The 26,543-nt window shown below is 66.1% G+C and carries 23 protein-coding genes and 1 tRNA gene; 4 read left to right on the plus strand and 20 right to left on the minus strand.

Annotated features, from left to right (window positions below):
* Positions 1 to 6: 6 nt before the first annotated feature.
* Positions 7 to 624, minus strand: a complete 618-nt coding sequence (locus tag G3N64_RS01675; protein ID WP_346778794.1) for an SDR family oxidoreductase — start codon at positions 622 to 624, stop codon at positions 7 to 9.
* Between G3N64_RS01675 and G3N64_RS01680 the strand changes: the two genes are divergently transcribed.
* Positions 589 to 1,977: a nucleobase:cation symporter-2 family protein gene (locus G3N64_RS01680; RefSeq protein ID WP_205782045.1), complete on the plus strand. Its 1,389-nt coding sequence runs from the start codon at positions 589 to 591 to the stop codon at positions 1,975 to 1,977. The genes G3N64_RS01675 and G3N64_RS01680 overlap by 36 nt on opposite strands.
* Before the next feature lie 224 nt (positions 1,978 to 2,201).
* Positions 2,202 to 2,627, plus strand: coding sequence for an NUDIX hydrolase (locus tag G3N64_RS01685; protein ID WP_205782046.1), 426 nt, complete (start codon positions 2,202 to 2,204; stop codon positions 2,625 to 2,627).
* Between the two features lie 76 nt (positions 2,628 to 2,703).
* Here the strand turns inward: G3N64_RS01685 and G3N64_RS01690 are convergent, their stop codons facing one another.
* The 19 genes from G3N64_RS01690 to G3N64_RS01780 form a co-directional block, all read right to left on the minus strand.
* Positions 2,704 to 2,916: a hypothetical protein gene (locus G3N64_RS01690; RefSeq protein WP_205782047.1), complete on the minus strand. Its 213-nt coding sequence runs from the start codon at positions 2,914 to 2,916 to the stop codon at positions 2,704 to 2,706.
* A gap of 254 nt (positions 2,917 to 3,170) precedes the next feature.
* The gene (locus G3N64_RS01695; protein WP_205782048.1) at positions 3,171 to 4,169 is read right to left on the minus strand and encodes a GNAT family N-acetyltransferase; all 999 of its coding nucleotides are present in this window, start codon (positions 4,167 to 4,169) and stop codon (positions 3,171 to 3,173) included.
* A gap of 47 nt (positions 4,170 to 4,216) precedes the next feature.
* Entirely contained in the window at positions 4,217 to 4,759 is a 543-nt protein-coding gene (locus G3N64_RS01700) for a glycoside hydrolase family 19 protein (RefSeq protein ID WP_205782049.1), read from the minus strand.
* Positions 4,746 to 5,705, minus strand: coding sequence for a DUF4239 domain-containing protein (locus tag G3N64_RS01705; protein WP_241020721.1), 960 nt, complete (start codon positions 5,703 to 5,705; stop codon positions 4,746 to 4,748). Before G3N64_RS01705 ends, G3N64_RS01700 begins: the two co-directional genes overlap by 14 nt.
* Positions 5,702 to 6,760, minus strand: a complete 1,059-nt coding sequence (locus tag G3N64_RS01710) for a hypothetical protein (RefSeq protein WP_241020722.1) — start codon at positions 6,758 to 6,760, stop codon at positions 5,702 to 5,704. Before G3N64_RS01710 ends, G3N64_RS01705 begins: the two co-directional genes overlap by 4 nt.
* 34 nt (positions 6,761 to 6,794) lie before the next feature.
* Positions 6,795 to 7,454: a hypothetical protein gene (locus tag G3N64_RS01715; RefSeq protein WP_205782050.1), complete on the minus strand. Its 660-nt coding sequence runs from the start codon at positions 7,452 to 7,454 to the stop codon at positions 6,795 to 6,797.
* A gap of 76 nt (positions 7,455 to 7,530) precedes the next feature.
* Positions 7,531 to 9,234: a S8 family serine peptidase gene (locus tag G3N64_RS01720; RefSeq protein ID WP_205782051.1), complete on the minus strand. Its 1,704-nt coding sequence runs from the start codon at positions 9,232 to 9,234 to the stop codon at positions 7,531 to 7,533.
* Between the two features lie 162 nt (positions 9,235 to 9,396).
* A complete protein-coding gene (locus G3N64_RS01725) occupies positions 9,397 to 10,638 on the minus strand; it encodes a hypothetical protein (protein WP_205782052.1) in 1,242 nt (413 codons plus the stop codon).
* A 198-nt stretch (positions 10,639 to 10,836) separates the two neighbouring features.
* Positions 10,837 to 11,013, minus strand: coding sequence for a LuxR C-terminal-related transcriptional regulator (locus G3N64_RS01730; RefSeq protein ID WP_241020723.1), 177 nt, complete (start codon positions 11,011 to 11,013; stop codon positions 10,837 to 10,839).
* Positions 11,014 to 11,030: 17 nt separating this feature from the next.
* Positions 11,031 to 11,285, minus strand: coding sequence for a LuxR C-terminal-related transcriptional regulator (locus G3N64_RS01735; RefSeq protein ID WP_205782053.1), 255 nt, complete (start codon positions 11,283 to 11,285; stop codon positions 11,031 to 11,033).
* 803 nt (positions 11,286 to 12,088) lie between these two features.
* Positions 12,089 to 12,823, minus strand: coding sequence for a Fic family protein (locus G3N64_RS01740; RefSeq protein ID WP_346778795.1), 735 nt, complete (start codon positions 12,821 to 12,823; stop codon positions 12,089 to 12,091).
* Positions 12,824 to 12,900: 77 nt separating this feature from the next.
* A tRNA-Sec gene (locus tag G3N64_RS01745) sits at positions 12,901 to 12,996 on the minus strand.
* Positions 12,997 to 13,028: 32 nt separating this feature from the next.
* Complete coding sequence (selB, locus tag G3N64_RS01750; RefSeq protein ID WP_205782054.1) at positions 13,029 to 14,954, minus strand: selenocysteine-specific translation elongation factor; 1,926 nt, start codon at positions 14,952 to 14,954, stop codon at positions 13,029 to 13,031.
* Positions 14,951 to 16,390: an L-seryl-tRNA(Sec) selenium transferase gene (gene selA / locus G3N64_RS01755; RefSeq protein WP_205782055.1), complete on the minus strand. Its 1,440-nt coding sequence runs from the start codon at positions 16,388 to 16,390 to the stop codon at positions 14,951 to 14,953. The genes selB and selA overlap by 4 nt, the downstream gene beginning before the upstream one ends.
* A 75-nt stretch (positions 16,391 to 16,465) precedes the next feature.
* Positions 16,466 to 17,401 (minus strand): formate dehydrogenase accessory protein FdhE, encoded by a 936-nt coding sequence (gene fdhE, locus G3N64_RS01760; RefSeq protein ID WP_205782056.1) that lies wholly within the window; start codon positions 17,399 to 17,401, stop codon positions 16,466 to 16,468.
* A gap of 107 nt (positions 17,402 to 17,508) precedes the next feature.
* The gene (locus G3N64_RS01765; RefSeq protein WP_039370262.1) at positions 17,509 to 18,135 is read right to left on the minus strand and encodes a formate dehydrogenase subunit gamma; all 627 of its coding nucleotides are present in this window, start codon (positions 18,133 to 18,135) and stop codon (positions 17,509 to 17,511) included.
* Positions 18,132 to 19,046, minus strand: a complete 915-nt coding sequence (gene fdxH / locus G3N64_RS01770; RefSeq protein ID WP_034198330.1) for a formate dehydrogenase subunit beta — start codon at positions 19,044 to 19,046, stop codon at positions 18,132 to 18,134. The genes G3N64_RS01765 and fdxH overlap by 4 nt, the downstream gene beginning before the upstream one ends.
* Positions 19,047 to 19,056: 10 nt before the next feature.
* Positions 19,057 to 22,128, minus strand: a complete 3,072-nt coding sequence (gene fdnG, locus G3N64_RS01775) for a formate dehydrogenase-N subunit alpha (RefSeq protein ID WP_205782057.1) — start codon at positions 22,126 to 22,128, stop codon at positions 19,057 to 19,059.
* A gap of 44 nt (positions 22,129 to 22,172) precedes the next feature.
* Entirely contained in the window at positions 22,173 to 23,378 is a 1,206-nt protein-coding gene (locus G3N64_RS01780; RefSeq protein WP_205782058.1) for an IS110 family transposase, read from the minus strand.
* 344 nt (positions 23,379 to 23,722) lie between these two features.
* Between G3N64_RS01780 and G3N64_RS01785 the strand changes: the two genes are divergently transcribed.
* Both G3N64_RS01785 and G3N64_RS01790 read left to right on the plus strand, forming a co-directional pair.
* A complete protein-coding gene (locus G3N64_RS01785) occupies positions 23,723 to 24,655 on the plus strand; it encodes a YihY/virulence factor BrkB family protein (protein ID WP_205782059.1) in 933 nt (310 codons plus the stop codon).
* 404 nt (positions 24,656 to 25,059) lie between these two features.
* Positions 25,060 to 26,217: a porin gene (locus G3N64_RS01790; protein ID WP_205782060.1), complete on the plus strand. Its 1,158-nt coding sequence runs from the start codon at positions 25,060 to 25,062 to the stop codon at positions 26,215 to 26,217.
* Positions 26,218 to 26,543: the final 326 nt, after the last annotated feature.

Below are 26,543 nucleotides of genomic sequence, written 5' to 3' on the forward strand. Positions count from 1 at the left end.
CGCAGCTCAAACGAGCCGGCCACCGCCGTCGATGTGCAGGATCTCGCCGTTCATGAAGCCGTTGCCCAGCAGGAATGCGATCGCTTCCCCCACTTCATCGGCGCGCCCGACACGGCCGCCGGGCAGTGCCGAAGCCGCGCCCGAAAGGATCGTATCGCGAGCTTCCGGGCCGAACGCGTCATACAGCGGCGTCGCGACGAAGCCGGGCGCGACGACCAGGTGATCGACGCGCGCGATCGTGTCGAAGACGGCCTGCACCGCGTGCCGGTCGGCGATGTCGGCCACCGCGATGCGCGCGCCGCCAATGGCCTGTGCGGCAGACTCGAGCTTCGCGCGGGTCCGGCCGACCAGCGTGACGCCGGCGCCTTTCGCCTGCGCGGCGGCCGCGGCCGCGAGGCCCACCCCGACCGCGCCCGCATCGCGGCAGGCCCGCTGACCGACGGGCGCCGCGATCACGGCCGGCCCCGACGCCGATCCGCCACCGTTTTCCCGATCCGTCGCATCCCCGCGATTGCAGCGCGCCCCGGCGGCGCAGACGGGCCGTTCGGCTAAAATGCCGCACTTTCCACCTTGTCCGGCCCGCTCGCCATGCAACCCGCCACCTCCGCCCAACCCGCCGCCCACGGCGCCGACGCCGCAGATTCCGCACGCGACCTCGTCTACGGCCCGAACGACCGGCCGGCGCCGATGGTCGCCTTCGTCGCCGCGCTGCAGCACCTGCTGGCGATCATCGTGCCGATCGTCACGCCCGGCCTGCTGATCTGCCAGGCACTCGGCGTGTCCAGCCGCGATACGACCCTGATCGTGTCGATGTCGCTGGTGATTTCCGGCATCGCCACCTTCGTCCAGTGCAAGCGCTTCGGCCCGCTGGGCGCCGGCCTGCTGATCGTCCAGGGCACGAGCTTCAACTTCGTCGGACCGCTGATCGCCGGCGGCAGCCTGATGGTCAAGCAAGGCACGCCGGTCGAGACCGTGATGGCCGCGATCTTCGGCGTCGTGATTGCCGGGTCGTTCGTCGAGATGGGCGTGTCGCGCATCCTGCCGTTCGTGAAGCGCCTGATCACACCGCTCGTCACCGGCATCGTCGTGCTGCTGATCGGCCTCACGCTGATCAAGGTCGGCCTCATCAGCATGGGCGGCGGCTTCGGCGCGATGGCCAAGGGCACGTTCGCGAGCGCGGAGAACCTGACGCTGTCCGGCCTCGTGCTCGGCACGATCATCCTGCTGAACCGCGTGCCGGTGGTGTGGGTGCGCAGCACCGCGCTCGTCATCGCGCTCGTCATCGGCTATCTCGCGGCCGCGTTCCTCGGCCGCCTCGACTTCACCGGCATGCACCAGGCCGCGCTGTTCCAGGTGCCGACGCCGCTGCACTTCGGCATCGGCTTCTCGTGGTCGCTGTTCGTGCCGATGCTGATCATCTACCTCGTCACGTCGCTCGAAGCGATCGGCGACGTCACGGCCACCAGCAAGATCTCGAACGAGCCGGTCGAGGGCCCGGTGTGGATGCAACGGATCAAGGGCGGCGTGCTCGTCAACGGCGCGAACTCGCTGCTGGCCGGCGTGTTCAATACGTTCCCGAGCTCCGTGTTCGCGCAGAACAACGGCGTGATCCAGATCACCGGCGTCGCCAGCCGCTACGTCGGTGTCTGGATCGCGGGGATGCTCGTGGTGCTCGGCCTGTTCCCGGTCGTCGCCGGCGTGCTGCAGGCCGTGCCGGAGCCCGTGCTCGGCGGCGCGGCGATGGTGATGTTCGGCGCGGTGGCCGCGTCGGGCATCAACATCCTCGCGGGCGTCCATCTCGATCGCCGCGCGCTGCTGATCATCGCGGTGTCGCTCGCGCTCGGCCTCGGCGTGTCGCAGGTGCCGGACATCCTGAACAGCCTGCCGCACGCGCTGAAGAACGTGCTGGAATCGGGTGTAGCGACGGGCGGCATCTGCGCGCTCGTGATGAACTGGTTCCTGCCGGAAAAGAAGTAACCGGATGAACCGCACGATGCGCGGGGTGCCTGACGGGCCGCGCCGGGCGTCGTGTCGGTTGGCACTCGCGGCTCCTGCGGCTCCCGGTGCAGGCAACGCGATCGGCGCATCGCCCTGCACTTTCGACGTGTCTCGGGGCCAGCGGCCACGTGTCGGCGGCAATCAAAGGTCAAACCCGGTCGGGCCGCCTTGGCCGATCCATGTGTGCTGGTTAGAATCACGCCATGCCCCAAGCCCCCGCACCCACCAACGCCCCCGAAACGAGCGCCGTCCCGGTCAAGGAACGCGCGACCGTCGTCTGCTACCGCGGCAAACAAGTACTGCTTGTCGCCCGCGCGGCGTCGCGCTGGGCGCTTCCCGGCGGCACGATCAAGCGCGGGGAAACGCCGCTCGAAGCCGCACATCGCGAGTTATCCGAAGAAACCGGCATGACCGGCCAGAATCTCGTCTACTCGATGCAGTTCACCGGGCTCGCCAAGATCCATCACGTGTTCTTCGCGGAAGTCGGCCCGGACCAGACGCCGCAAGCGAACAACGAGATCGAGAAATGCAAGTGGTTTCCGATCGACGGCGTCGACGGATTGCGCGCCAGCATTCCGACGAAGCGAATCGTCGAACTCGTTTACCAACACGAAATCAGCAAGGCGTAGCGCGCTTCGGACGAGCGCACTCGTGAGCCGGCGGCCGGCCCGGGTCGCCCTGCGTGGATCGGCGGCGCGTGAGCGCTCAGTGCAAACGCCTTCTTCGCAACTCGTGCGTGGAATAGACGACCACGAAAATGCCCAGCATCGCAATACCGGACGCCATGAAGTCGTTCGCGCTGCCCGAGCTTTGCAGGGACGCCGGGAAAATGCCGAGACTCAATCCTGCGGCAGCAAGCAGCAATCCTGCAGCCACGCCCCAGATCGGTCCGGCGGTCCTTTCGATTTTATTTTTCATACAGCACCCGTCTACAGTCGTTACCTGAACGGTATCGGCAAGGGACGCCGCGTCTACCTTCAGTGATTCCACTATAGCCCGGACAAAATTCGCAAACGTCTAGTGCTTTTCCCGATCAAGATTTTCCGATCCCGACCGCGCGGTACAGTTCGGATCGCGCAACACGATGCCGGCGGTTGCGTGACGGTACCCGATGCGGGCGGCTGCTTGCCGAATGCGACATGCCGCTCGGCAAGGCAGCCGCATCCGGCCCGTCATTGGCCGCCCTCGCCCAGTTTCTCGCTCACCTCGCCATACGGAATCGTATTCGATTTGGCATCGCATCCGTGGTTGCCCGCCCAGTCGCCAATGAAGAATACCTCTTTGTCGTAGCCATGCCCGACCGCCTCGTCGTAACGCTCGTCGGAGTCGAACGCCTGTTTTTTCAGATCTTCATAGTCGCTTCGATTGCCGCAGCCGAACGTCACTCGTTTGCATTCACCATTTCTCCAGTTCCTGTAATAGATCGGGCTACGCGTCTCGATACGCTCTCTGTGCCCGAGCGTGCGCTCGTAGATGTGCGCGTTGCCGCCAACCGTTGTTTCCGCGCGGCACGTCATGTCGAGCTTGTCGTAGAAACGCTGCGCCTTCGTGTGCGAGGTCAGCTGGATGCGAACCTTCTTGTCGTCACCGATGCCCTCGGTCATGTGCCGCACGGCCTCATTGAGGATTTCAACACCCCTCCCTTTGCCGCGCTTGTCCGGCGCTACACACAGCACGTGCAATTCGACTTGCCTCGCGATGTCGGTTGCCTTCCTCTGTGACTCGTCCGTGTCGCGGGTTTCGTAAGCGAATACGCCAACCGACGTCGCCTTCTTGAACGGTATCGTGCCGTTCTCGCCAGTGTCCTTGCAAAGATATCGGCTCAGTTCGGGCTGCTGCCGATTCGACCCGACGAACTGGCGCGCGTCGTCGCCCCGCATCCTCGTTTTGCCGCCGTGGAGCGGATAATAGTTGCCATACAGCCAGTAATCGTCGGCATGAACCCAGTTGGGTCTGCACAGCGAGTTGACCGTATTGTCGACACCGCCTCTGCTTTGCAGATGATGCAGTTGTTTCCCCCACGTCGAGTTCAACGCGCGCCCCACTTTAAAATCGACAGACTGGCATTTGATTTCCGCCGATGCGTACCCTGGCATGGTGCCGGCCACGATCGCGATCGCAATCAGCGCACCCCGTTTCGAGACGAATTCACCCCAGATTCGCGTGTTCATGATATTGCCCTCCGTTGGTTGGTCAGTCTTCACTCCATGCCGCACGCTCACAGGCACAGCACCTTCTTCGCGATCGCCCATCGGCGCATCCGGTCTTCGAGTCCGTTGACACCGCCGTTGATGCGTCTCGTCAGCAACGCGAAATCGCCGGAATCGGCGATCGCATTGCAGCCGTGCCGCGCCCACCACCAGGCTGCCGAGCGCGCGGCCAGCGGCTCGTGTTCGAGGCGCTCCGGCTCGCGCTCGAGATCGGCGCCGAGTGCGTTGCCGCATTCGCGATAGTTCGCACGCCCCGTGATCTGAATGAGCCCGCGGCCGAGGAAGCGCCGGCCGTCGCCCGGCTGAACGTTGCCGAGCGCCGCAGCCTTGCGCGAAGGCGGCTCATAGGCGAGCTGCGCGGGAGTCGGTCCCCACAGCTCGCGCGTGAGCGTGAAGCCGAGCGTCTCGTGGCCCGTTTGCGCGACGAACGCCGCAATGCGTGCGGAGGTCGAAATGCCGAACTCGGCCATCGCGGCGGCAAGCGCCGGATGCCAGCGTTGCGCGAGCGCGCCGGATATCGAGGCGGCGGCCCGGAATTCATCGAGTGTCATCGTGTTCTCCTTGCGGCGCATGGGCGGGCGGGACGGTCGCGAGTGCGCCCGGCGGTGATGAATCGGTCGGGACAGTCGCCGCGGCTCCATCGTCGATGAGCGTCCCAAGCGAATGGCGCGGCGACGCTGGCGTGTCGCGCGATGCAGCCGACGCGCGGCGCCGCGATTGCGCGTCCATCGCAGCAACGATCACGCGCAGCGGCTCCGGCTTGACGCTGACTTCGCCCGCGAACGGACGGTCGACGGCCAGCACGAAGAAGAACGCGAGGCCGAGCGTGAGCGCCCAGCTCGTGACGAGCGCGATGTTGAAGCGTGTGCCCGGGAGGATGTAGAGAAGCAGAAACGACACGACGCTCGCGAGCACCACCACGCCCCACAGCGTGGCCGGCATCGCGACGTCGAGCGTTAGCAGGCGCTGTTCGCGATGCTTCGCCATCTCGTTCATCCGCGCGAGCACCTCGCCGAGCAGCACGCGCTGCCGCTCGCTGCGCGGCTCGATCCGGTTGGCCATGTCGAACAGGCGATCGAAGCGGGCCGCCGCCTGCGCATCGCCACTCGCCTGCTGCTGCATCTTCGGCCACTCGTAACGGACGACACCGTCGAGATAGGCACGCAGCGCGCCCGATGCGGCATCCGCGACCGGGTCGCCGAACGCGGCGAGATCGCGCGACAGTTCGCCGGCCGCGGTCGCTTCGGCCTCGACCGTACGCTCCGCGCCGTTGTAGGCGTCCCACACGCTGATCGCCGAAAACGCGACGAGCAACGAGTTGATCGTCGTGATGACCGACACCATCGTGATCGCCATCGCCCGCTGCTCCGGCAGCAGGTCGACGGGCAGGATGCGACGGAACAGCGCGTAGCCGCCGAGCGCCGCCGCGACGGTCGCGATCACGACGAAGGCCCCCATCAGCCACGATGGCCAGTTGTAGAGAAAGAGCATGGTCATTCCCCGATTGCGTTTGCGCCGTCGCGACGCCCTGCCTGCGGCATATCCGCCGACAGCATCGCGCGCGTGAATTCGGCGAGCCGCTGCTTGACCGCATCGGCCGGCATCCCCGTTTCAAGCGATTGCTGAAGCCGGAGCAGATCCGCCGCGAGTTCGCTTTGCCGTTGCACACGCTCGGTCGCCGCATGGGCGCGGTGCGCTTCGAAGGTCGCCTGTGCGGCGGCCGCCGTATCGCCGCGCACGAGCGTCTCGAGCGTCTCGACGAGCCGGTGCAGCAGCCGATGCACGGCCGTCGCGGAAAACCCGCCGAGCATCGCAAGCGCTGGCTTGCCGAAGCTGCGCATGCTGCCGCCGTCGTACAGGTGAGGCGGCAGCAACTCGACGAGGATCAGGCCGGCGATCACGCCGAGAATCAGCCGCGCGCCGTATGACGCGTCGTACTTCGGGTCGTAGGTCGAATTCGCGACGTAGCGGTGAGCCTGGAACAGCGTGGCAAACGACGCGCCGAGCCCCGCGCAGAACAGCAGGAACAGCGCATTCCACAGCAGCCGGGTACCGTGCGAATCGAGAAACCCCTGATCGATGTTCGCGACCGACACTTCCGGCGACAGCGACGTCGCGATCACGGCGACCAGGAACGTCGCGGCGGAAAGCGTCAGCGCGCGAATCAGCGGCACGGGTCCGAGCCACGCGAAGCGCGAGCGGACGCGCAGTTCGCGGTCGAGCAGCGTGATGGCCTGCGGCGTAGCCGGCGCGATCGCGACGGCAAGCCGGCGATGAATCGCGGCAAGCGCGTACGATGCGCCGTGCACCGACGACGCGTCGTACGCGGCGGTGCCCGCCGTGGTATGCGACACCGCGGCCATCAGCATCGACAATTGCGCGATCAGGTCGGGAGCGACGGCAATCCCGTGCTGCAGCGCGTAGCGCGCCATCGCATTACATTCGGTCTGCAACTGCCCGACCAGATCGCGCTTCGACGCGGCCGCGTCAGCGCCGTCCGCTTCGGGCGGTGCGTCCGGTGCTGTCCGGAACCACGAGCGATGCGTTCGCATGGCGAGTCTCCAGGGTGTCGGCCGGCAACGTGCGCTACAGCCGCACTTCGTCGCCGCAATTGCCGCCCGGCGCCACGACGAGCATGCCGCCCTTGTCGCGATACACGAACACGTCGGACCAGTCGCGCAGCCGGTAGCGCACCTCCGCGAGCCGTCCTTCGGGCGTGCACAGGAACTGCACGGACTTGTCCGCGCCGAGGAAGAAATCGTGCAGTTGCGCGTTCTTCAGCTCGTCGAGCCGCACCACCTTGTTGTCGTGCTCCCCCAGGTAGCGGCCGAGATTCGTGAGGCCGACCGCACGCGCCATTGCCGCAAGCTCGGCGGCATAACCGGCAGGCGCGTATCCCGTGCAGCTCCCATAGCGGTTCCAGTGCTGCTGGAAGGCGTCGGCGCTCGCCGGCGCGATATACGGCGCGGCATCGTCGGACAGCGTGCCGGCCGGCACCGGCGTCGTGTCGCAGTCGCGCCGCGGCGTGTACAGGCCGATCGCCGTGATCCAGATCGGCGTGCCGTCCGCGGCCTGGCGCGCGGACGGCGACTGGCCCGGCGTGCACGTCTGGGCGCCATCGCCGCCGACGCACTCGCCAAGCTTCCAGGACAGCACCAGCGTCCAGTCCTGCGCGTGCGCGCCGGCGCAGGTCAGGATCAGGCTGGCGGCGCAGGCAGCCCGGGCAATGCGCAACAGGGTCGACATGATGCGTTTCTCCTCGTGTGTGACGACTTGCGCCGGCCGACGGAATCGGCCGGCGGCCGGCGCGGCACGCGCGCCGTCAGCGGCCCGCTTGCTGCAACAGCTGGCGAAGGTTCTGGAAGCGCGGCAGGCCAGCGCCGAAGCGGTTCGTGACGTCGTACTGCACGATCGGCGTGCAGATCATCCGGATCAGCTGAAACAGCGCGGCGACGCGTTCCGGCCGGCGCGGCCCGAGATGGCCGGCGATCTGCGGATCGCTCACCAGCAGCGCCGCGAGCCCCGTGATGTGCGGCGCCGCCATCGACGTGCCGGATTCGGCATTGAACGCCGCGCCCGGCACCGTCGATACGACGCCCACTCCCGGCCCGCACACGCCGATCTGAGGACCGTGGCACGAGAACGTCGGCGAGAAGAGACCGTCAGGCGTCGCAGCCTGCGCGACGATTTGCGTCTGCTCCCACGTGTTGACCGGCAACTCGCGATGCAGACCCAGCGCCGACACCGCGAGCACGTACGGCGACGACGCCGGGTACTGGACCGGGCCGCCCGAATTGCCGGCCGCGACGATGCATGCGACGCCGGATTGCACGGCCTCCATCAGCTTCTGCTCGACGGCGAGCGACGCCTGCGGCGCGCCGAGGCTCAGGTTCACGACGTCGATGTCGTGATCGATGCAATAGTCGAGCGCCTGGATCAGCGTACTGAACTGGCCGCCGGGGAAGATCTTCAGCACGTGAATCTCCGCATCGGGCGCGAAGCCGCGCATCGCCATCTGCGCGTCGGCGGCCTGCGGACTGATGCGCGCGGCGATCACGCCCGCGCAATGCGATCCGTGGCCGATCACGTCGTCCTTCCAGGTATCCGGGTTCTGATCGTTGGTCAGATCGGCACCGCGCACGATATGGTTCAGCAGCGGATGCGACGCGTCCGCCCCCGAATCCACGATCGCGACGCGGACGCCCCGCCCCGTCGTCGTGGCGGGAAGCTCGTCGAGGCCCATCAGGCGCTGCCCCCACCCGAAGGGGGCATGCGGCGGCACGTTCGGGTTCGGCTGCGACAACGGCGTAAGGCGCACCACATTCGCCTGATCGCTCGACAGCAGCGGCGCCGACAGGTGGACATTCCAGTACGTGTGGGCCGGCCGCACTGCCAGCGACTGGAGCGGACCGGGCGCCATCTGCGCGACGGCCAGTGTCGTTTCGCCTCGCGCGTCGGTGGTGCCGCTCACCGGGAAGCCGTCGCCCGCGAGCGTCACCGGAACGCCGGGCTGGGGTTGATCGTCCGCGCCCAGCACGCGGATCGTCACCGGGCGCAGGATCGTCGACGCGATTGCCGCCTGCGGACGAAGCTCGACGCCGGATTCCTGTTCCGGCTTTTTCCCGTAGCCGAGCGGATGGTCTTCCTCGACGATCATTTCCGGCGGCGCCGTCGCCTGCAGCAGCTGCGCGTGCGCGGGGTCCATCTTGACGATGTACGTGTCGGTCGCTTCGTCCGGCCGCGCGGACATCATCTGCGCGTTCTTGTGGCTGTTGATCACACGCACGACTTCGACGCCGGGCAGCCGGCCGACCGCATTGTCGAGGTCGTGTGCCGACATCGGCGTCACTGCGGCCTGGCGAGCGAGCGCGCCGCGCCGCGGCGCAATCAGATACTGGCGCTTGCCGCTCGTCACATGAACCGCATCGTCGGCCGAATCGGGCGGCACGACATCCGGTGCGGCGGCGACACCGTCCGCCGGCACGGCTGCCGCCTTCGCGGCGGTTGGCTTCTTGTCCTTGTCCATCGCAATCTCCTTCGCGGCGCGACACTCGAGGCACGCCATGGGTCAGTCGGTCGCAAGCGACGGACGCGCATCCCGAAACGACCGGATCGTTGCGCGACGGGCGTCCGCCGAGTGCGCCCCCGCGGGAACCGCAGGGTGGCGCAGGTCTGTCGTTGCGACAGGTCAGTGGAATGACGGCTGGGTGGGCATCACGGAGAACGGCAGCAGGCCGCCGAGCCGGCCGAGCAATTCGCCCAGCACCGGGGCGGCGGTACCGATGACCGCGCCGCCGATACCCTGCGGCGCGAATACCGCCTGGGGCTGGGCCGAGAACGGCAGCAGCCCGCCCAGTTGCCCGGCGACCGTGCCGACGGTGGGTGCGACCGACTTCAGGATGTCGCCGAACACGCCTTGCGGGGCGAACGCCGCCTGCGGATGAGCCGAGAACGGCAGCAGGCCACCCAGTTGCCCGGCGACCGTGCCAACCGTCGGCGCGACCGACTTCAGGATGTCGCCGAACACGCCTTGCGGGGCGAACGCCGCTTGCGGATGAGCCGAGAACGGCAGCAGGCCACCCAGTTGCCCGGCGACCGTGCCAACCGTCGGCGCGACCGACTTCAGGATGTCGCCGAACACACCTTGTGGGGCGAACGCCGCTTGCGGATGAGCCGAGAACGGCAGCACCCCGCCCAATTGGCCGGCGACCGTGCCAACCGTCGGCGCGACCGACTTCAGGATGTCGCCGAACACGCCTTGCGGCGCGAACGCCGCCTGCGGATGAGCCGAGAACGGCAGCAGCCCGCCGAGCCGGCCGAGCAATTCGCCGAGTACCGGCGCAGCGGTACCGATGACCGCGCCGCCGATGCCTTGCGGCGCGAACGTCGCCTGCGGCTGGGCCGCGAACGGCAGCAGGCCACCCAGTTGCCCGGCGACCGTACCGACCGTCGGTGCGACCGATTTCAGGATGTCGCCGAACACACCTTGCGGTGCAAACGCCGCTTGCGGTTGCGCCGAGAACGGCAGCAGCCCGCCGAGCCGGCCGAGCAATTCGCCGAGCACCGGCGCAGCGGTACCGATAACCGCGCCGCCGATGCCCTGCGGAGCGAACGCTGCCTGCGGCTGCGCCGAGAACGGCAGCAGCCCGCCCACTTGGCCAGCGACCGTGCCCACCGTCGGTGCGACCGATTTCAGGATGTCGCCGAACACGCCTTGCGGGGCGAACGCCGCCTGCGGTTGCGCGACGAACGGCAGCAGCCCGCCGAGCCGGCCGAGCAATTCGCCGAGTACCGGCGCAGCGGTACCGATGACCGCGCCGCCGATGCCCTGCGGCGCGAACTCCCCTTGCGCAACCGTCGTCGCGTAAGCCGGAACGTGTCCCGAAACAGCGAGCGGTACCCCCGGCAATGCATGGTGTACATGAGTCATTTTCGAGTCCTTGATGAAGAGGAAACTATCGGCACACGCGCCGCAGGCCCTGCGTCGCGTGCACCGTCGACATGCCGGCCGGCGACGCCTCCATCGGCCCGCTACGCATGGGTCGACGGAAACATCGGACGAATCGGCAAGTCGATTCTGCGAGTCGGGTCCTGCCGGTTCCATACGGCAAATGCGGTATGCATCTCGCTACGGCGAGTCGGGCATCGCAACGGGAAATGGGTCCGTGAGCCAGCCGGAACACACGGCCGTATGGAGGAGCGCACAGATGTTGGGCGAGGCGGTCTTGCGGAGAAGATGTGCGCGATGCTTGCGGACGGTCTGGTCGCTGATGCCGAGCGCGCGGGCGACCTGCTTGTCGCTCATGCCGGCGGCGAGCAGGTTCAGGATCTCGCGTTCGCGCGACGAGAACGGATCCGGACGACGCTGGATACCGTTTTTTTGAGCACGTCAGGAAAAAGAATGAAATAGCGCATGGTCAGTTGCGCTGATTTCTTGAAGCCGAATTTATTGAGGAGATTTTCGCGATGCTTGCGCGCGGTATATACGGAAACGGCCAGTACGACCGCAATTTCACGGTCGGTCAGGCCTTGCGCGATCAAGCCCAACACGACCGTCTCGCGTGCGGTGAGTTTCAAGATGGATCCCCGTCGACAATTGAAAGGGCATCCCCTTCTTTGTCACGGGCGCGGCGGTCTCCTTCGACTATTCACGACAAACTCACTGGCGACCGGACATCTCTCCTGATGCACGCGACATGCCAAGGCGGATGCGCTTGAGACTGCTTCGTCATTTCCGGGTCGCCCGTTATAAAACGACTTTTTTTGATTATTCCCGGCTGCGAGATGGTCGCGGCAGCCGTGTGCCGGCTATTTGAATTCAGGGCGATCGGGACGATGCATCATACGCCCGCCACTCGATTTCGCATGATGATTGATATCACTGATTGAATCGGTCGACCGTGCATGCATCGGAATTCTATTTCATTAGTGAATTCCTATTTTTGTTTATTATTTTGCCCATTAAAAACAAAAGAGCAACTCCCATTCTCGAATGACAGAATGACGACGTCGATTCCGACGATTGAAAGCAATCCGGTTGGCGGTTGGTACGGGGTGCGTTCCGCTGATCGGCGCGCGTTGAGTCGGGATCCCGGCCCGATTCCAATGTGATGGGAAGCGAATCGCGCCCGATGCAGGCGGTTCCGGCAATCGTGGAGTCAGATTCGGCGACTCGTCCGGAGACGCCGCATGACAAGGTGCGCTTCGTTGAAGTCGAGGTGAATGAAGTGCTCTCGATATGGGCAATCGCGATTCCCCCGCACGCACGAGCCGAATCGCAAAAACACCGCGTGGCGGAAGGCAGCAGGAATCGAAGTAACCGGTCGAGACGGGACGCCCCAGTGATCGGGCCATTCCGACAGGCGTTCGGGATTGCTCGCCTACGTGCGCAATCCAAGCACGCCGAGGTAGGCATCGAGCGAGCGCTGGACGGACTCGGCCACGAGGCGAGTAATGCCGCTGTAGTCGCCAGTTGTGCACGCTTCGTCCAGCGTATCGTAGTAAGCCAGCCGATCTTCCTTGCAAATGACGGCCGGCGGGTAGCCGGACTTCATCAGTTCGAAGTTCAGCAGCAACCGCCCGGTTCTTCCATTGCCGTCGACAAACGGATGGATCTTGACGAACCGCGTATGCAGTTCGGCCGCACGTGCCACGGGATGCATCGCCCCCGCCTGCGTGTCCCAATCCATGAGCGCGGCCATCTCGGCCGGCAAATGCAGGAAATCCGGTGGCGTCGTGCTTGCTCCAGCGATCACGACGTTCTCCCGGCGATACCTGCCCGCCTCGCCGTCGTCGATACCCTTGAGTACCAGCCCGTGAATATTCCGGATCTGCCACTCTGACAGCGTTTCCTGCTTGCGGACGATTTCCTCGACATAGAGAATCGCGTCGCGATGATTCGTGGCTTCGAAATGCTCGCGCAGCGATTTGCCGCCGACCGTAATGCCTTCCAGCACGACCTTCGTTTCCCGCAAGGTCAGCGTGTTGCCTTCGATCGCATTCGAATGATAGGTCCACTCCAGCATCAGCTTTTCGCGCAATGACGCCAGCGTATGCGGCGGAAGCGGACGCGCTGCGTCCAGCTTTGCCTTGTCGGCATCGACGGCTTCCAGCAGAAGCGGTACGGACGAATCCATGAAATCACCCATTTCGACCCATTCGAGCCATTTTAATCCCCACCGGGGATGGCTGATGGCGGAAGGCAGCAGGAGTCGAACCTACCCGGGAGTGTCTGACACCCCCAACCGGGTTTGAAGCCCGGCCGTACCACCGGATACGAATGCCTTCCGTGAGGAAAAGAACCCAAAGAACAACGAGCGCCTACGCCTGAATACCCGCCCAACCGCTGTCAGGCCGCAGGAAGTGAAGATCGCGGTGGAAGCGAGTATACCCAACCCGATCGAAGAACTCGAGAATCTGGATCGCGCGCTTGCGGCCGAGCCCCGTCGCATCGCGAAACGTCGCGGCATCGAGCCCGCCGTCGCGCGACGGCGCGAGATGCGCGACCAGCTCCGCAAGCTCGCGCACGACGTCCGCGTGATAAAACAGGTCGCGCACGACCTGCTGCACGTCACCGCGCCGTGCGAGCTTGCGCAGCAAGGTACGCACCGCGTCCTCGGCCGCGCCCGTGTCGCGGGCCAGGTCGCGCACCCACGGCGGATCGAAGCGCCCCGCATGAATCAGCGGCAGCAGTTGCTGCGCCAGCGCCTCCTCTCGCGGCTCGAGACTCACCGAGTGCGATGGCAGATGCAGCCACGGCCCGCTTCGCGCGACTTCGCCGCCCGCCACCAGCGCATCGACGAGCGCGCGCCACAGCGCATCGCCGGCGAGCGGCGCAGCCATCCGCCGCAAGCGCGCGGCGTCGAGCCCCTGCTCGTCGGGCATGCGCTCGTGATACGTGCGCAGCGTCTCGATCGCCCGCGTCTGCAGCGCACGCCAGTGCGCATGTGCAATCACCGCGCCGTCGTTCGACGCGGCGTCGCGCTGCCCGATCGCCAGCGCGTCATCCGGCAACGCCAGCGCGTTCGGCGCGAAACCCGTCAGGTGCGTGAGCATCGCGCGCGGGATGCCGAGCGGCGCCTGCGCGAGCAGCGCATCGAGGCGCCCTGCGTCGAGCCACTCGGCCAGCGCGTCGAGCCACGCGCGGCGCTGGGGCGTACGACGCTTGCGCGCCGGCCCGAACGGGTCGAGCACGTGGCCGCCGCCGACCGTGCGCGTCGCCTGCGGATTGCGGACGATGAACCGGTCGCCCGGCAGCGCAAACACCGGCTCGTCGAATACCAGTTGCACGCGCATCCGCTGGCCAGGCGCAAGCGTGTCGCCATCGAGCAGCGCGACGTGCGCGACGCGATGCAGCGTGCCGAGATGCACGTGCAGCGGCGCCCAGTGCGTCAGCGTGAGCCCCGCATCCGCGAGCAGCGTCAGCTCGACGTCCAGACGCGGCGACGTCGCGACGAGCCGCGCATCGGCGACGGTATCGCCGCGCTCGACGTCGGCCTTGTCGACCCCGGCCAGATTCAGTGCGCAACGCTCGCCCGCGCGGCCGGCCTCGACCGGCCGGTTCTGCGCATGGATGCTGCGCACGCGCGCCGCGCCGCCCGTGCGCACGATCGCGAGCATGTCGCCGGTCGCGACGCGGCCCGCGAACGCGGTGCCCGTCACGACGGTGCCCTGCCCCGCGAGCGTAAACACGCGATCGACCGCGAGCCGGAACAGCCCGTCGTCGCGGCGGCCACGCCACGCGATCGCCGCATCGGCCAGATGACGCTTCAACGCGGCGACGCCCGGATCGTCCGCGGCCGTCGCCCGGGTTTCGAAGATCGGCACGCCGGCCAGCGTCGAGTCGTGCAGCCACGTGGCGATTTCGTCGCGCACCTCGGCAACGCGCGCGGCGTCGACGCGGTCGCACTTCGTCAGCGCGACGGCGCCATGCGTGACGCCGAGCAGTTGCAGGATCGCGAGATGCTCGCGCGTCTGCGGCATCACGCCGTCGTCGGCGGCAATCACGAGCAGCGCGAAGTCGATCCCGCACGCGCCGGCCGCCATCGTATGAATCAGCTTCTCGTGGCCCGGCACGTCGATCAGGCCGAGCACGTCGCCGTTGTCGAGCGGCGTATACGCGTAACCGAGCTCGATCGAGATGCCGCGCGCCTTCTCTTCCTTCAGGCGATCGGTATCGACGCCCGTCAGCGCGCGCGCCAGCGTCGTCTTGCCGTGATCGATGTGTCCGGCGGTACCGACGATCATGCAGCGGGCCCCGCGAGCGGCACGCATTGCGCGACGAATACCGCCTCGTCGGCGGCTTCGAGGCAGCGCAGGTCGAGCCGCAGCGCATTGTCGGCCACGCGGCCGATCACCGGGCGCGGCCATTCGCGCAGCCGCTTCTCGAGTTGCGCCAGCGCACGGCCGCCGCGCTTGCCGTCCGCCGTGCGTACGACGAGCCCGGCGCTCGGCAACTGGTCGACCGGCAGCGCGCCGCTGCCGATCTGGCTGAACATCGGCTCGACCGTCACGTCGAAACCGCTGCCGAGCGCGGCCTGCAGCACCGGGCGCACGCGTTCGGCGGCCTCGGCGATCTCGCGCTGCGCTCTCGTCAGCAGGCGCAGCGTCGTGAGCCGGTCGCGCAGGAACTCGGGTGACTGGTAGAGGCGCAGCACGGGTTCGAGCGCCGCGAGCGTCAGCTTTCCGACCCGCAGCGCACGCTTGAGCGGATGTTTCTTGATCTTCGCGATCAGCGCGCGATCGCCGACGATCAGGCCGGCCTGCGGCCCGCCGAGCAGCTTGTCGCCGCTGAACGTGACAACGTTTGCGCCGGCGGCAACGGTTTCCTGCACGGTCGTCTCGTGCGGCAGGCCCCATTGCGACAGGTCGGCGAGCGTGCCGCTGCCGAGATCGACGGCGACCGGCAGCCCGTGCTCGCGCGCGAGCGGCGCGAGTTCGGCGAGCGTCGTCTCCTTCGTGAAGCCGCTGATCGCATAGTTGCTGCAGTGCACCTTCATCAGCAGCGCGGTGCGCGGGCCGATTGCCTCCGCGTAGTCGCGCAGATGGGTGCGGTTGGTGGTGCCGACTTCGCGCAGCCTTGCGCCCGCGCGGCTCATGATGTCGGGGATGCGGAATGCGCCGCCGATCTCGACCAACTCGCCGCGCGACACGACGACTTCCCGCTTCGTCGCGAGCGCCGACAGCGCCAGCAGCACGGCTGCCGCGTTGTTGTTGACGACGGTCGCGGCTTCCGCGCCCGTCAGTTCGCACAACAGATCGTCGATCAGGTCGTCGCGATCGCCGCGGCGGCCCGTGGCAAGGTCGAATTCGAGGTTGACCGGCCGCGTGAGCACGTCGACCACCGCGCGCACCGCGTCGTCGGGCAACAGCGCGCGCCCGAGGTTCGTGTGCAGCACGGTGCCGGTCAGGTTGAACACGGTGCGCACCGCGCCCGCGCTCTGCGCGGCCAGCGTGCGTGCGACGGCCGCGGCGATATGCGGCTCGTCGAGCGGCTCGGACGCCGCCGGATCGCGCTGCGCGGCGATACGCCAGCGTTCGAGCTCGGCGCGCACTGCGTTCAGCACGCGCGTACGGCCGTAGTCGGCGAGCAGCGGTTGCAGCGGCGCCGACGACAGCACGCGCTCGACCGACGGCACGCGCGCCAGCACGGCATTCAGTTCATTCAAACCCGGTTCGGTCACGTCGAAGTGGCTCCAGTCTCATGCTTCGCAGTCGGCCGAAGCCGGCGCTCGCGCACCGCCTCCGGCCCCGTGCCGTCATTCCGCTTCCCGCGGAACGTCCGGCCACAGCAGCGGATTCGGCGAGCTGCGCTGGTAGCCGGCCTCGTTCATCAGCAGGTCGAGCGTGAGACTCGCGAGATCGTCCGCCAGCGGCTCGAACTCGTAGTCCTTCTCCTGATAGCCGATCTTGCGATAGGTCTTGCACTCGTCGCACGATTCGGCCTTGACGGCTTCGCTGCCGCCCTCGATCCCGTGATACGCGATGCCCTTCGTCGAATCGCAGTGCGAGCACTTCGTGCGCACCATGTGCCACTCGGTCGTGCACAGCCCGCACTGCAGGAAGCGGTAGCCCTGGTACTGGCCGCCGACCCGCACGACGCTCGCGACCGGGTGCGTGCCGCACACGGGGCACAGGCCCGGCTGGTCGAGATACGGGACGTCGGCCGGTGAAACGCGGCTGGCGAGATCCGTCCAGACGACCTGCAGCGCGGCCATCAGGAACGGCGCGGTGGCCGGGTCGACTTCGGCGAAGCGCAGCGCGAGGATCGCGTCGGCTTGCGCGTCGAGTTCGGCGGGCGCCATCAGGCGCAGCCGGTCGAGCAGCTTCGCGAGCTGCGGGTTGACGAGCCCGGCGCCTTCGACGCGGTCGAGCAGTTCGTACAGCACGGCGCGCCAGCGCGGGTCGCGCTCGCCGTCGAGCGCCGGCACCAGCGGCATCGAATGCTGCTGCGCAAGCGCGATCGCTTCCTTCGACGGCAGCGGCAGTTCGAGCGTTTGCAGCGTCGCGTGCTGCGCATCGGCGACGGTAGCCATCAGCCGCAGGTAGCCGCTGATCGGGTTCAGGTCGGCCAGCTTGCGCAGCCGCGCGGCGCGTGCCGAGAACGCGGTGGCGCGCTCCGGCAGGCGAAAGCGCGGGATGGCCGAATGATCGAGTGCCGAGATCTCGGTCGGTTCGAGAATGCGTTGTGTCACAAAAATGTCTTCCAAAAAAACAAGCGCCGACGAATCGGCGCTTCTGGCGATTCCGACGGTTGGCGGAACGATACGCCGCAACCGGCGTACCGCCCCGCTCCGGTGCGTTACTTCACGCTTTCACGGAACCACTTCGGGTGATGCTTGCGAGCCCAGCCCAGCGTGACGGTGCCACGCACCATCGCGCCGATCGAGCCCTTCACCCACAACGCCGCGTAAATGTGCACGATGATGCTCGCGATCAGCACGAAGGCCGCCACGGCATGCACGACAGCGGCCGCGCGGATCACCCCGATCGGGAAGTAGAACGAGAAGTAGCGCCTCCAGATCACGACTCCCGACAGCAGGAGCAGCAGCAGGCACGCCACCAGCGTAAAGAATAGCAGCTTCTGCCCGGCGTTATAGCGCCCGACAGGCGGCAGCTTGTCTTCCTGGTTGGTCAGCACGTCGCCGATCTGCTTCAGCCACTGCCGGTCGTCCGCGTCGAGCGCGTTGTGGTGCCAGAAGCGCACCACCAGGATCGCGAACGACACGAACATCACGAGGCCGACGAACGGATGCAGGATCCGCGTCCACTGGCCGCCGCCGAACAGCGCGGTCAGCCAGAACATCGACGGATGGAACAGCGCGAGCCCGGACAGCGCGAGCAACACGAACGTGATCGCGGTGATCCAGTGGTTCGTGCGCTCGTTCGCCGAGTAGCGGACGATCAGGTTGGGGTCGTCGTGCTTCATTTCGCGTCCTCCTTGATGCGTCGCGCCTCGTCGCGCGCGGCCGATTCCTCTTCGTCGCTCACCTCGTTCGGACCGACCCGGACATAGTGGAAGAACCCGGCGAGCGCCGTCAGCGCGATGCCGGCGACCGCGAGCGGCTTCGCGATGCCCTTCCACAGCTTCACCATCGGGCTGATCGACGGGTTGTCGGGCAGCCCGTGGTACAGCGACGGCTTGTCCGCGTGGTGCAGCACGTACATCACGTGCGTGCCGCCGACGCCCTGCGGGTCGTACAGCCCCGCATGCTCGAAGCCGCGCTCCTTCAGGTCCTCGATCCGCTCGGCCGCGTGCTGCTTCATGTCCTCCTTGGTGCCGAACACGATCGCGCCCGTCGGGCAGGTCTTCACGCAGGCCGGTTCCTGGCCGACCGCGACGCGGTCGGAACAGAGCGTGCACTTGTACGCGCGATGATCCTTCTTCGAGATCCGCGGAACGTTGAACGGGCAGCCGGTCACGCAATAGCCGCAACCGATGCAGTTCTCCTCGTGGAAATCGACGATCCCGTTGTTGTACTGCACGATCGCGCCCGGCGACGGACACGCCTTCAGGCAGCCCGGATCCTCGCAGTGCATGCAGCCGTCCTTGCGGATCAGCCACTCGAGGTCGCCCGCCGGGTTCTCGTATTCGGAGAACCGCATGACCGTCCACGAGTGCTCGGAGAGGTCGGCCGGGTTGTCGTACACGCCGACGTTGGTGCCGACTTCGTCGCGCAGGTCGTTCCACTCCATGCATGCCGTCTGGCATGCCTTGCAGCCGATGCACTTCGATACGTCGATCAGCTTCGCGACGCTCCCGGTCACCGGTTCGCGCACCGTGGGCGGTGGCGTCGTGGTGGCCGAGACGCGCTTGATATCCAGCGATTGCAATGCCATCTCTTCCCCCTTACGCCTTTTCGACCTTCACCAGGAACGACTTGAATTCCGGTGTATAGGAGTTGCCGTCGCCTACGGACGGAGTCAGGGTATTGGCGAGATAGCCGGGCTTCGTCAGACCCTTGAAGCCCCAGTGCAACGGGACGCCGACCGTCTGGACCTTCTTGCCGTCGACCGTCAGCGGCTTGATCCGCTTCGTGACGAGGGCGACCGCGACGATGTAGCCGCGCTTGGACGACACCTTCACGCGCTCGCCATGCGCAACGCCGACTTCCTTCGCGAGGTCTTCGCCGATCTCGACGAATTGCTCGGGCTGGATGATCGCGTTCAGCCGCGCATGCTTGGTCCAGTAGTGGAAATGCTCGGTCAGCCGGTACGTCGTCGCCACGTGCGGGAAGTCCGCCACCTTGCCGAACGACGCGCGGTCGTCCGGGAACACGCGGGCAGCCGGGTTGTTCAGCGCCTGCGGATTGTTCGGGTGCAGCGGGTTCGCGTCGAGCGGCGTCTCGAACGGCTCGTAGTGCTCGGGGAACGGCCCTTCGTTCATCCCCGCGCGTGCGAAGAAGCGTGCGACGCCCTCCGGGTTCATGATGAACGGCCCCATCCCGTTTTCGGGTGGTTCGTCCGCCTTGAAGTCCGGAATGTCGGCGCCCTTCCACGCGCTGCCGTTCCAGCCGATCAGCTTGCGGGTCGGGTCGAACGGCTTGCCGCTCACGTCGCACGACGCGCGGTTGTACAGGATCCGCCGGTTCGCCGGCCACGCCCACGCCCAGTTCAGCGTCTGGCCGATGCCGGTCGGGTCGGCGTTGTCGCGCCGCCCCATCTGGTTGCCGGCCTGCGTCCATGCCCCGCAGAAGATCCAGCAGCCGCTCGCGGTCGTGCCGTCGTCCTTCAGCTGCGCGAACGCGGCCAGCTGCTCGCCCTTCTTCACGAGCGTCTTGGCCGGATCCTTCGGATCGGGCAGATCGGCGAGCGCACGCCCGTTGAACTCCATCGCGAGCTCTTCGGGCGTCGGGCTTTCCGGGTTCGCGTACGGCCAGGTCAGGTTGACGATCGGATCCGGATACTTGCCGCCGTCCGTCTGGTACATCTTGCGCATGCGCAGGAACAGCCCCGACATGATCTCGAGGTCGCTACGCGCCTCGCCCGGCGGCTCCGCGCCCTTCCAGTGCCATTGCAGCACGCGGCTCGAACTCACGAGCGAACCGTTTTCCTCCGCAAAGCACGTGGTCGGCAGGCGGAACACCTCGGTCTGGATCTTCGATGCATCGACGTCGTTGTAGTCGCCGTGATGCTTCCAGAACTCGGAGGTCTCGGTCGCGAGCGGATCCATGATCACGAGCCACTTCAGCTTCGCGAGGCCGGCTGCCGTCTTCACCTTCGAAGGCGACGCCGCAAGCGGGTTGAAGCCCTGGCAGATGTAGCCGTTCATCTTGCCGGCATTCATCAGCTCGATCACCTGCAGCAGGTCGTACTGCTTGTCCAGCTTCGGCAGGTAGTCGTAGCCCCAGTTGTTCTCGGCGGTCGCCGCGTCGCCCCACCAGGACTTCATGAAGCTCACGTGGAAGGCCTTGTAGTTCTTCCAGTAGCTCAACTGGTTCGGCCGCAGCGGCTGCTGCACGCGCTTCTTGATGTAGCCGTCGAAATCCTGCTCGGACTGCATCGGCAGCGTCATGTAGCCCGGCAGCAGGTTCGACATCAGCCCGAGGTCGGTCAACCCCTGGATGTTCGAGTGACCGCGCAGCGCGTTCATCCCGCCACCGGCGATGCCGATGTTGCCGAGCAGCAGCTGCACCATCGCGCCGGTGCGGATCATCTGCGCACCGATCGAGTGGTGCGTCCAGCCGAGCGCGTACAGGATCGTGCCGGCGCGGCCGGGAACGGCGGTGGTCGCGAGCATCTCGCACACCTTCAGGAATTTCTCCTTCGGCGTGCCGCAGACCCGCTGGACCATGTCCGGCGTATAGCGCGCGTAGTGCTGCTTCAGCAGGTTGACCACGCAACGCGGATGCTGCAGCGTCGGGTCGACCTTCGCGAAGCCGTCGTCGCCACGCTCGTAGTCCCAGCTCGATTTGTCCGGGTACGCGTGCTTCTGGGCGTCGTAGCCGGAATAGATGCCGTCGTTGAACGCGAAATCCTCGCGCACGATGAACGAGAAGTCCGTGTAGTTCTTCACGTACTCATGCTGGATCTTGTCGTTCGTCAGCAGATAGTTGATGACGCCGCCCAGGAAGACGATGTCGGTGCCGGTGCGGATCGGCGCGTAGTAGTCGGCCACCGAGGCCGTACGCGTAAAGCGCGGGTCGACGACGATCAGCCGCGCCTTGCGGTGCGCCTTCGCCTCCGTTACCCACTTGAAACCGCACGGATGGGCCTCGGCTGCATTGCCGCCCATCACGAGAATCACGTCCGCGTTCTTGATGTCGACCCAATGGTTCGTCATCGCTCCACGGCCAAACGTCGGGGCAAGACCTGCCACCGTCGGGCCATGTCAGACACGCGCCTGATTGTCGAATGCGAGCATCCCGAGACTGCGGATGGTCTTGTGCGTCAGGTAGCCGACCTCGTTGCTGCCCGCCGATGCGGCCAGCATGCCGGTGGTCAGCCAGCGGTTGACCTTCGCACCGTCTTCCGCCGTCTCGACGAAGTTCGCGTCGCGGTCGGCCTTCATCAGCTTCGCGATGCGGTCGAGCGCGTCATTCCACGAGATCGGTTCCCACTTGTCCGAGCCGGGCGCACGATACTCGGGGTGCGTCAGGCGGCTCGGGCTGTGGATGAAGTCGATCAGGCTCGCGCCCTTCGGGCACAGCGTGCCGCGATTGACAGGATGATCGGGATCGCCTTCGATGTGGATGATGCTCGGCTGGGCGTTCTTCGCGCCGTCTCCGAGGCTGTACATCAGGATGCCGCAACCCACTGAACAGTAAGGACAGGTGTTGCGCGTTTCGACTGTGCGCGCCAGCTTGTACTGTCGGACTTCGGCGAGCGCTTCGGACGGAGAGAAGCCCATCAGGGCTAGACTCGATCCGGCAAGCGACGTAGCCGTCACCTTCAGGAACTGGCGCCGGGACATTTGTAGCATGGCTGGTCTCGGCGTTATTGTGGGGGGTGCCCCTATGTCCTTCGTCAAGCGTTAGGGGCTGACTTGGGTTGGTAAATGGTGCCGTCGCGCAGCATGGCGAACAGGACGTCGCAGCGTCGCCGTGCCAGCGCGATGAGCGCTTGGTTGTGGCGCTTGCCCTGCTGGATCTTGCGCGCGTAGTAAGCCCGCGAGACAGGATCTCGCAAGGCAGCGAAGGCGGATAGGAACAAGGCGCGCTTGAGCACTTTGTTGCCGCGTCTGGATGGATGCTCACCACGGATGGATGAGCCCGAGCGCCGGGTGACCGGGGCAAGACCAGCGTAGGCCGCCAAGTGGGCGGCCGAAGCGAAGGCCTTGTGGGCGACTTCGGTCAGGAGTCTGGCGGCGGTCCTGACGCCGACTCCCGGCATGCTGGTCAGGACCGGCCAAAGAGGGTGCGCAAGCACCAGCCGCTCAACTTCGGCGGCGACCTCGTCGCGTTGCTTACGCAAGGCCGCAAGCTGCTGGGCCAAGCGAGGCATGACGATGGTGGCAGCTTGCGTGCCGGGCACGGTCACGGCTTGTTCGCTCAGTGCCTGAACGATCTCGGTCGCCAAGCCTTTGCCCATGCGAGGAGCGAGCTTGGTCAGGCGATTGGCGAGTGTCTTCTCGCTGACGGCGGCAAGCGCGGCGGGCGACGGGTAGCGCTCAAGCAGATCGAGCACCGCTGGATGGTCGAGGCGCGGTCCAAGAACGCGTTCGAGAGCGGGATGAATCTGGGTGAGCAAGCCGCGAATGCGGTTGCTGGTTTGAGTGACTTGGTCGGCAAGATCGTCGTCGAAGCCGCACAGCATGGTGAGTTCGGCGAGCTGCTCGTCCGCCAATCGAAGCGAGCGCAGCGTATGCGGCATCGAGCGGGCAGCCTCGGCAATAATCGCGGCATCGCGGGCATCGGTCTTGGCTTCGCCTGCATGTAGGTCGGCGATGCGACGCATGGCCAGTCCCGGCAGATAGGCGACGAGGACGCCTTCAGCACGGGCGACGGCTACAGGAAGCGCGCCGATGGTGGAAGGCTGATCGACGACGAACAGGAGTCGGCCGTGAGTCTTGAGTTCGGCGATGAGGGCGCGTAGCTTGGCCTCGTCGTTGGGTAGCGCCTTGTTGTACAGGCGCTTACCGTTCCGATCGAGTGCCACGGCGTGATGCTGGCCTTTACCGACATCGACGCCGATAAAGACATCGACGGCGCCATGTTGTTGAGTGTCTTGCATCGAAGTTTGAGCAGAGTGAACGGATTGGCCTGCAACAACGGTGGCAAGTCTCGGCATCCACGTTACGGACGGCGTCGGGATATCCCGGCCAAACCCCTATCAGCGATCACCAGCCACCCACCAGGCCCGGTGACAACACCCCCCGGATCATGACTGCGACTGGGGGCGAGAATCATGCCGGGCCTGGCTGGCCAAAGCCCCAATTATCGGGGCGTGAAGATAGTAACGGGGGGAAACTGAAAGGAATTATAGACAGTTCGCGCAACTATGTTCGAATCTTCGGATCAATACTGAATTGTCTGATTGCCAACGATGATCCGCAATCCGCACGCAACCGAACCGTCATGAAACGACCGATCACCTCCGAAGCCACCCGTCTCGCGCAACAACAGGCCAACTGGGCCCTCACCGCATTCAAGCGCTTCTCGGCCGACCGCTGCTCCGCAATGGCCGCCGGCATCGCCTTTTTCTCCGCGTTCTCGCTCGCGCCGATGCTCGTGATGGTGATCGCGGTGGCCGGCTGGTTCTACGGCGACGATGCCGCGCGCGGCCAGGTGTTCGAACAGGCGCACCAGCTGATCGGCGACGACGCGGCGGCCAGCATCCAGACGATCGTGCAGAACGCGCACCGCGCGGGCCAGCGCGGCGGCCTCGCGACGATGATCTCGTTCGCCGCGCTCGCGATCGGCGCGTCGGCCACCTTCGCATCGCTCAGCGCTGCGCTCAGCGTGATCTGGCCGGCCACCGAAAGCCGCTGGTCGAGCATGCTCGGGCTCGTGCGCGTGCGGCTGATCTCGTTCGGGCTCGTGCTCGGCGTCGCGTTCCTGCTGATCGTGTCGCTCGTGCTCGACACCGCGATCACGTTCGTCGGCACCTGGCTGCTGGGCAATTCGCCGTACGTGATCGTCACGAACCTCGTGCAGTTCTTCGTCGGCATCGCGGTGCTCGCGGCCGCGTTCGCATCGTTGATGAAGTTCCTGCCCGATGCGCGCGTCGCGTGGCGCGACGCCGCGATCGGCGGCATCGTGTCCGCGATCCTGTTCTCCGGCGGCAAGAAGCTGTTCGCGCTGTACCTCGCGCACGCAGGCACCGCAAGCGCATTCGGCGCGGCCGGATCGTTCGCGGTCCTGCTGATGTGGCTGTACTTCTCCGCGATCGTGCTGCTGCTCGGCGCGGAATTCGCGGCGGCCCGCGGCAACGCGCATCGGCGCGCGGGTACCGCACCGGCCGCGTCCGCTCAAGCCGATCGGCCCATCGATCGCATGCGCGACGACTGACTCGCCCTTTTCACGCCATCGCGACACGCCCCCGCACACCCGTTCGCCGCTTTGCAACCACGCTGTCCGCCGCGCATCCGCATGGCGTTGACACGTTCCTTGCATGCCCGTGCGTTCGATGCCGCAACCGCAAACGTTTGCAAGCCTCCGTTTCCGTGCGCCAACGGGCCGAAACAGGTTGCGAGCAGCAACGCGCATCAACTAGTGAAACAATCGCGCCGCAGCAATTGTCAACTGTTTCAAAAACAGGAACAGTCGCTGATGTGCTTGATATATATAGACTTTTTAACGCTGTTACCTTTTCGAGACACTTTATTTTTTGAGCTTTCTTGCGCGTATGGCACTGAGCTATTCTCCAATCCGCAACAAATAACGATGAATCACTTGCGTGGAGAAACTCAACGATGAAGAAATTCGCTCTCTCGACCCTCTCGCTCGCCCTGCTGGGCGCCGCTGGCGCTGCTCAGGCTCAGTCGAGCGTCACGCTGTACGGTGTGATCGATACGTCGATCGCATGGGTTCACGGCAATGACGGCCAGTCGAACAACTCGTGGCAAATGCTGTCGGGCAACCTGCAAGGCAGCCGCTTCGGCCTGAAAGGCGCTGAAGACCTCGGCGGTGGTCTGAAGGCGATCTTCCAGTTGGAAAACGGTTTTGATCCGGGCACCGGCAAGCTGAACCAAGGTGGTCGCATGTTCGGCCGTCAAGCATTCGTCGGCCTCGAAAGCAGCCAGTACGGTACGCTGACGCTCGGCCGCCAGTACGACCCGCTGGTCGATCTGGTACAGGCAGTCACGGCTGACAACTACTTCGGCAGCGTGATGGCCACGCCGGGCGACGTCGACAACAACGACAACTCGCTGCGCGTCAGCAACGCGATCAAGTACACGTCGCCGGTGTTCGCAGGCTTCCAGGTCGAAGGCATGTACGCCCTCGGCGGCGTGGCAGGCAAGACGGGCGCGGGCCAGACGTGGTCGGTCGCCGCTGCATACAACAACGGCCCGGTCGGCGTTGCTGCAGGCTACTTCTACGCGAACAACCCGTCGCCGACGACGGCTGTCGGCCGCACGGGCTGGGGCTCGACGACGTCCGACGCAATCTTCGACGGCCCGATCAACTCGGGTTACGCCACGGCGAAGTCGATCGCCATCGCGCAAGTTGCAGGTCAGTACGTGATCGGCCCGGTGACGTTCGGCCTCGGCTACAGCAACGCACAGTACAAGCCGGACGCGTTCTCGGGCTTCGGCTCGACCGAAAAGTACAACACGGGCCGCGCGTTCGTGACGTACCAGGTCACGCCGCCGCTGCTGCTGGGCCTCGGCTACTCGTACACGAAGGCGAGCGGCGACACGAGCGCGAAGTACCACCAGGTTGGTGTCGGCGCGGACTACTCGCTGTCGAAGCGCACGGACGTCTACCTGGTTGGCGCATACCAGCACGCGAGCGGTACGCAGCTCGTCGACGGCGTGCAGCAAACCGCGCAAGCGTCGATCGCTTCGTACGGCTTCGCCGGCAAGAGCTCGGCCGAAATGGTCGCGGTCGGCATTCGCCACAAGTTCTAAAAACGACGTACCCGGCGTGCAAGGCGTCTCCGACGCCTTGCCGCCGAACTGGAAAGCCAGTCATCGGTTTCGGCCGTGGCTGGCTTTTTTTTCGTCCGTCGCCAGCGGGCCGGCATGGCCTGCACCGGCCGGCGGCCGATGCCCGGGCACCGAACGCGTCAGGCGGCCGGCAGCGGCGCCTGGGGGCTGCAATGCGGCGGAAACATGATTTCCTGACGCAGGGCTCTCTCGCTATGTGCGCGCCGGACGACTACCATCCGCACTGTCGGTGCCATGGACCCGGTGCGACGGCCGTTCGCCCCGGTGTGTCGATTTCGACGGCCTTC

The sequence above is a fragment of the Burkholderia sp. Ac-20344 genome, assembly GCF_017104975.1.
Taxonomy (GTDB): domain Bacteria; phylum Pseudomonadota; class Gammaproteobacteria; order Burkholderiales; family Burkholderiaceae; genus Burkholderia.

What these genes read in the sequence shown, in the direction of transcription:
- fdxH (WP_034198330.1), bottom strand. Translation starts at nt 19,046, where the DNA reads ATGGCATTGCAATCGCTGGATATCAAGCGCGTCTCGGCCACCACGACG.
- G3N64_RS01710 (WP_241020722.1), bottom strand. Translation starts at nt 6,760, where the DNA reads ATGCGAACGCATCGCTCGTGGTTCCGGACAGCACCGGACGCACCGCCC.
- G3N64_RS01680 (WP_205782045.1), top strand. Translation starts at nt 589, where the DNA reads ATGCAACCCGCCACCTCCGCCCAACCCGCCGCCCACGGCGCCGACGCC.
- G3N64_RS01780 (WP_205782058.1), bottom strand. Translation starts at nt 23,378, where the DNA reads ATGCAAGACACTCAACAACATGGCGCCGTCGATGTCTTTATCGGCGTC.
- G3N64_RS01765 (WP_039370262.1), bottom strand. Translation starts at nt 18,135, where the DNA reads ATGAAGCACGACGACCCCAACCTGATCGTCCGCTACTCGGCGAACGAG.
- G3N64_RS01700 (WP_205782049.1), bottom strand. Translation starts at nt 4,759, where the DNA reads ATGACACTCGATGAATTCCGGGCCGCCGCCTCGATATCCGGCGCGCTC.
- G3N64_RS01785 (WP_205782059.1), top strand. Translation starts at nt 23,723, where the DNA reads ATGAAACGACCGATCACCTCCGAAGCCACCCGTCTCGCGCAACAACAG.
- G3N64_RS01790 (WP_205782060.1), top strand. Translation starts at nt 25,060, where the DNA reads ATGAAGAAATTCGCTCTCTCGACCCTCTCGCTCGCCCTGCTGGGCGCC.
- selB (WP_205782054.1), bottom strand. Translation starts at nt 14,954, where the DNA reads ATGATCGTCGGTACCGCCGGACACATCGATCACGGCAAGACGACGCTG.
- G3N64_RS01685 (WP_205782046.1), top strand. Translation starts at nt 2,202, where the DNA reads ATGCCCCAAGCCCCCGCACCCACCAACGCCCCCGAAACGAGCGCCGTC.
- G3N64_RS01720 (WP_205782051.1), bottom strand. Translation starts at nt 9,234, where the DNA reads ATGGACAAGGACAAGAAGCCAACCGCCGCGAAGGCGGCAGCCGTGCCG.
- G3N64_RS01730 (WP_241020723.1), bottom strand. Translation starts at nt 11,013, where the DNA reads ATGAGCGACAAGCAGGTCGCCCGCGCGCTCGGCATCAGCGACCAGACC.
- G3N64_RS01690 (WP_205782047.1), bottom strand. Translation starts at nt 2,916, where the DNA reads ATGAAAAATAAAATCGAAAGGACCGCCGGACCGATCTGGGGCGTGGCT.
- G3N64_RS01695 (WP_205782048.1), bottom strand. Translation starts at nt 4,169, where the DNA reads ATGAACACGCGAATCTGGGGTGAATTCGTCTCGAAACGGGGTGCGCTG.
- G3N64_RS01715 (WP_205782050.1), bottom strand. Translation starts at nt 7,454, where the DNA reads ATGTCGACCCTGTTGCGCATTGCCCGGGCTGCCTGCGCCGCCAGCCTG.
- G3N64_RS01725 (WP_205782052.1), bottom strand. Translation starts at nt 10,638, where the DNA reads ATGACTCATGTACACCATGCATTGCCGGGGGTACCGCTCGCTGTTTCG.
- G3N64_RS01705 (WP_241020721.1), bottom strand. Translation starts at nt 5,705, where the DNA reads ATGACCATGCTCTTTCTCTACAACTGGCCATCGTGGCTGATGGGGGCC.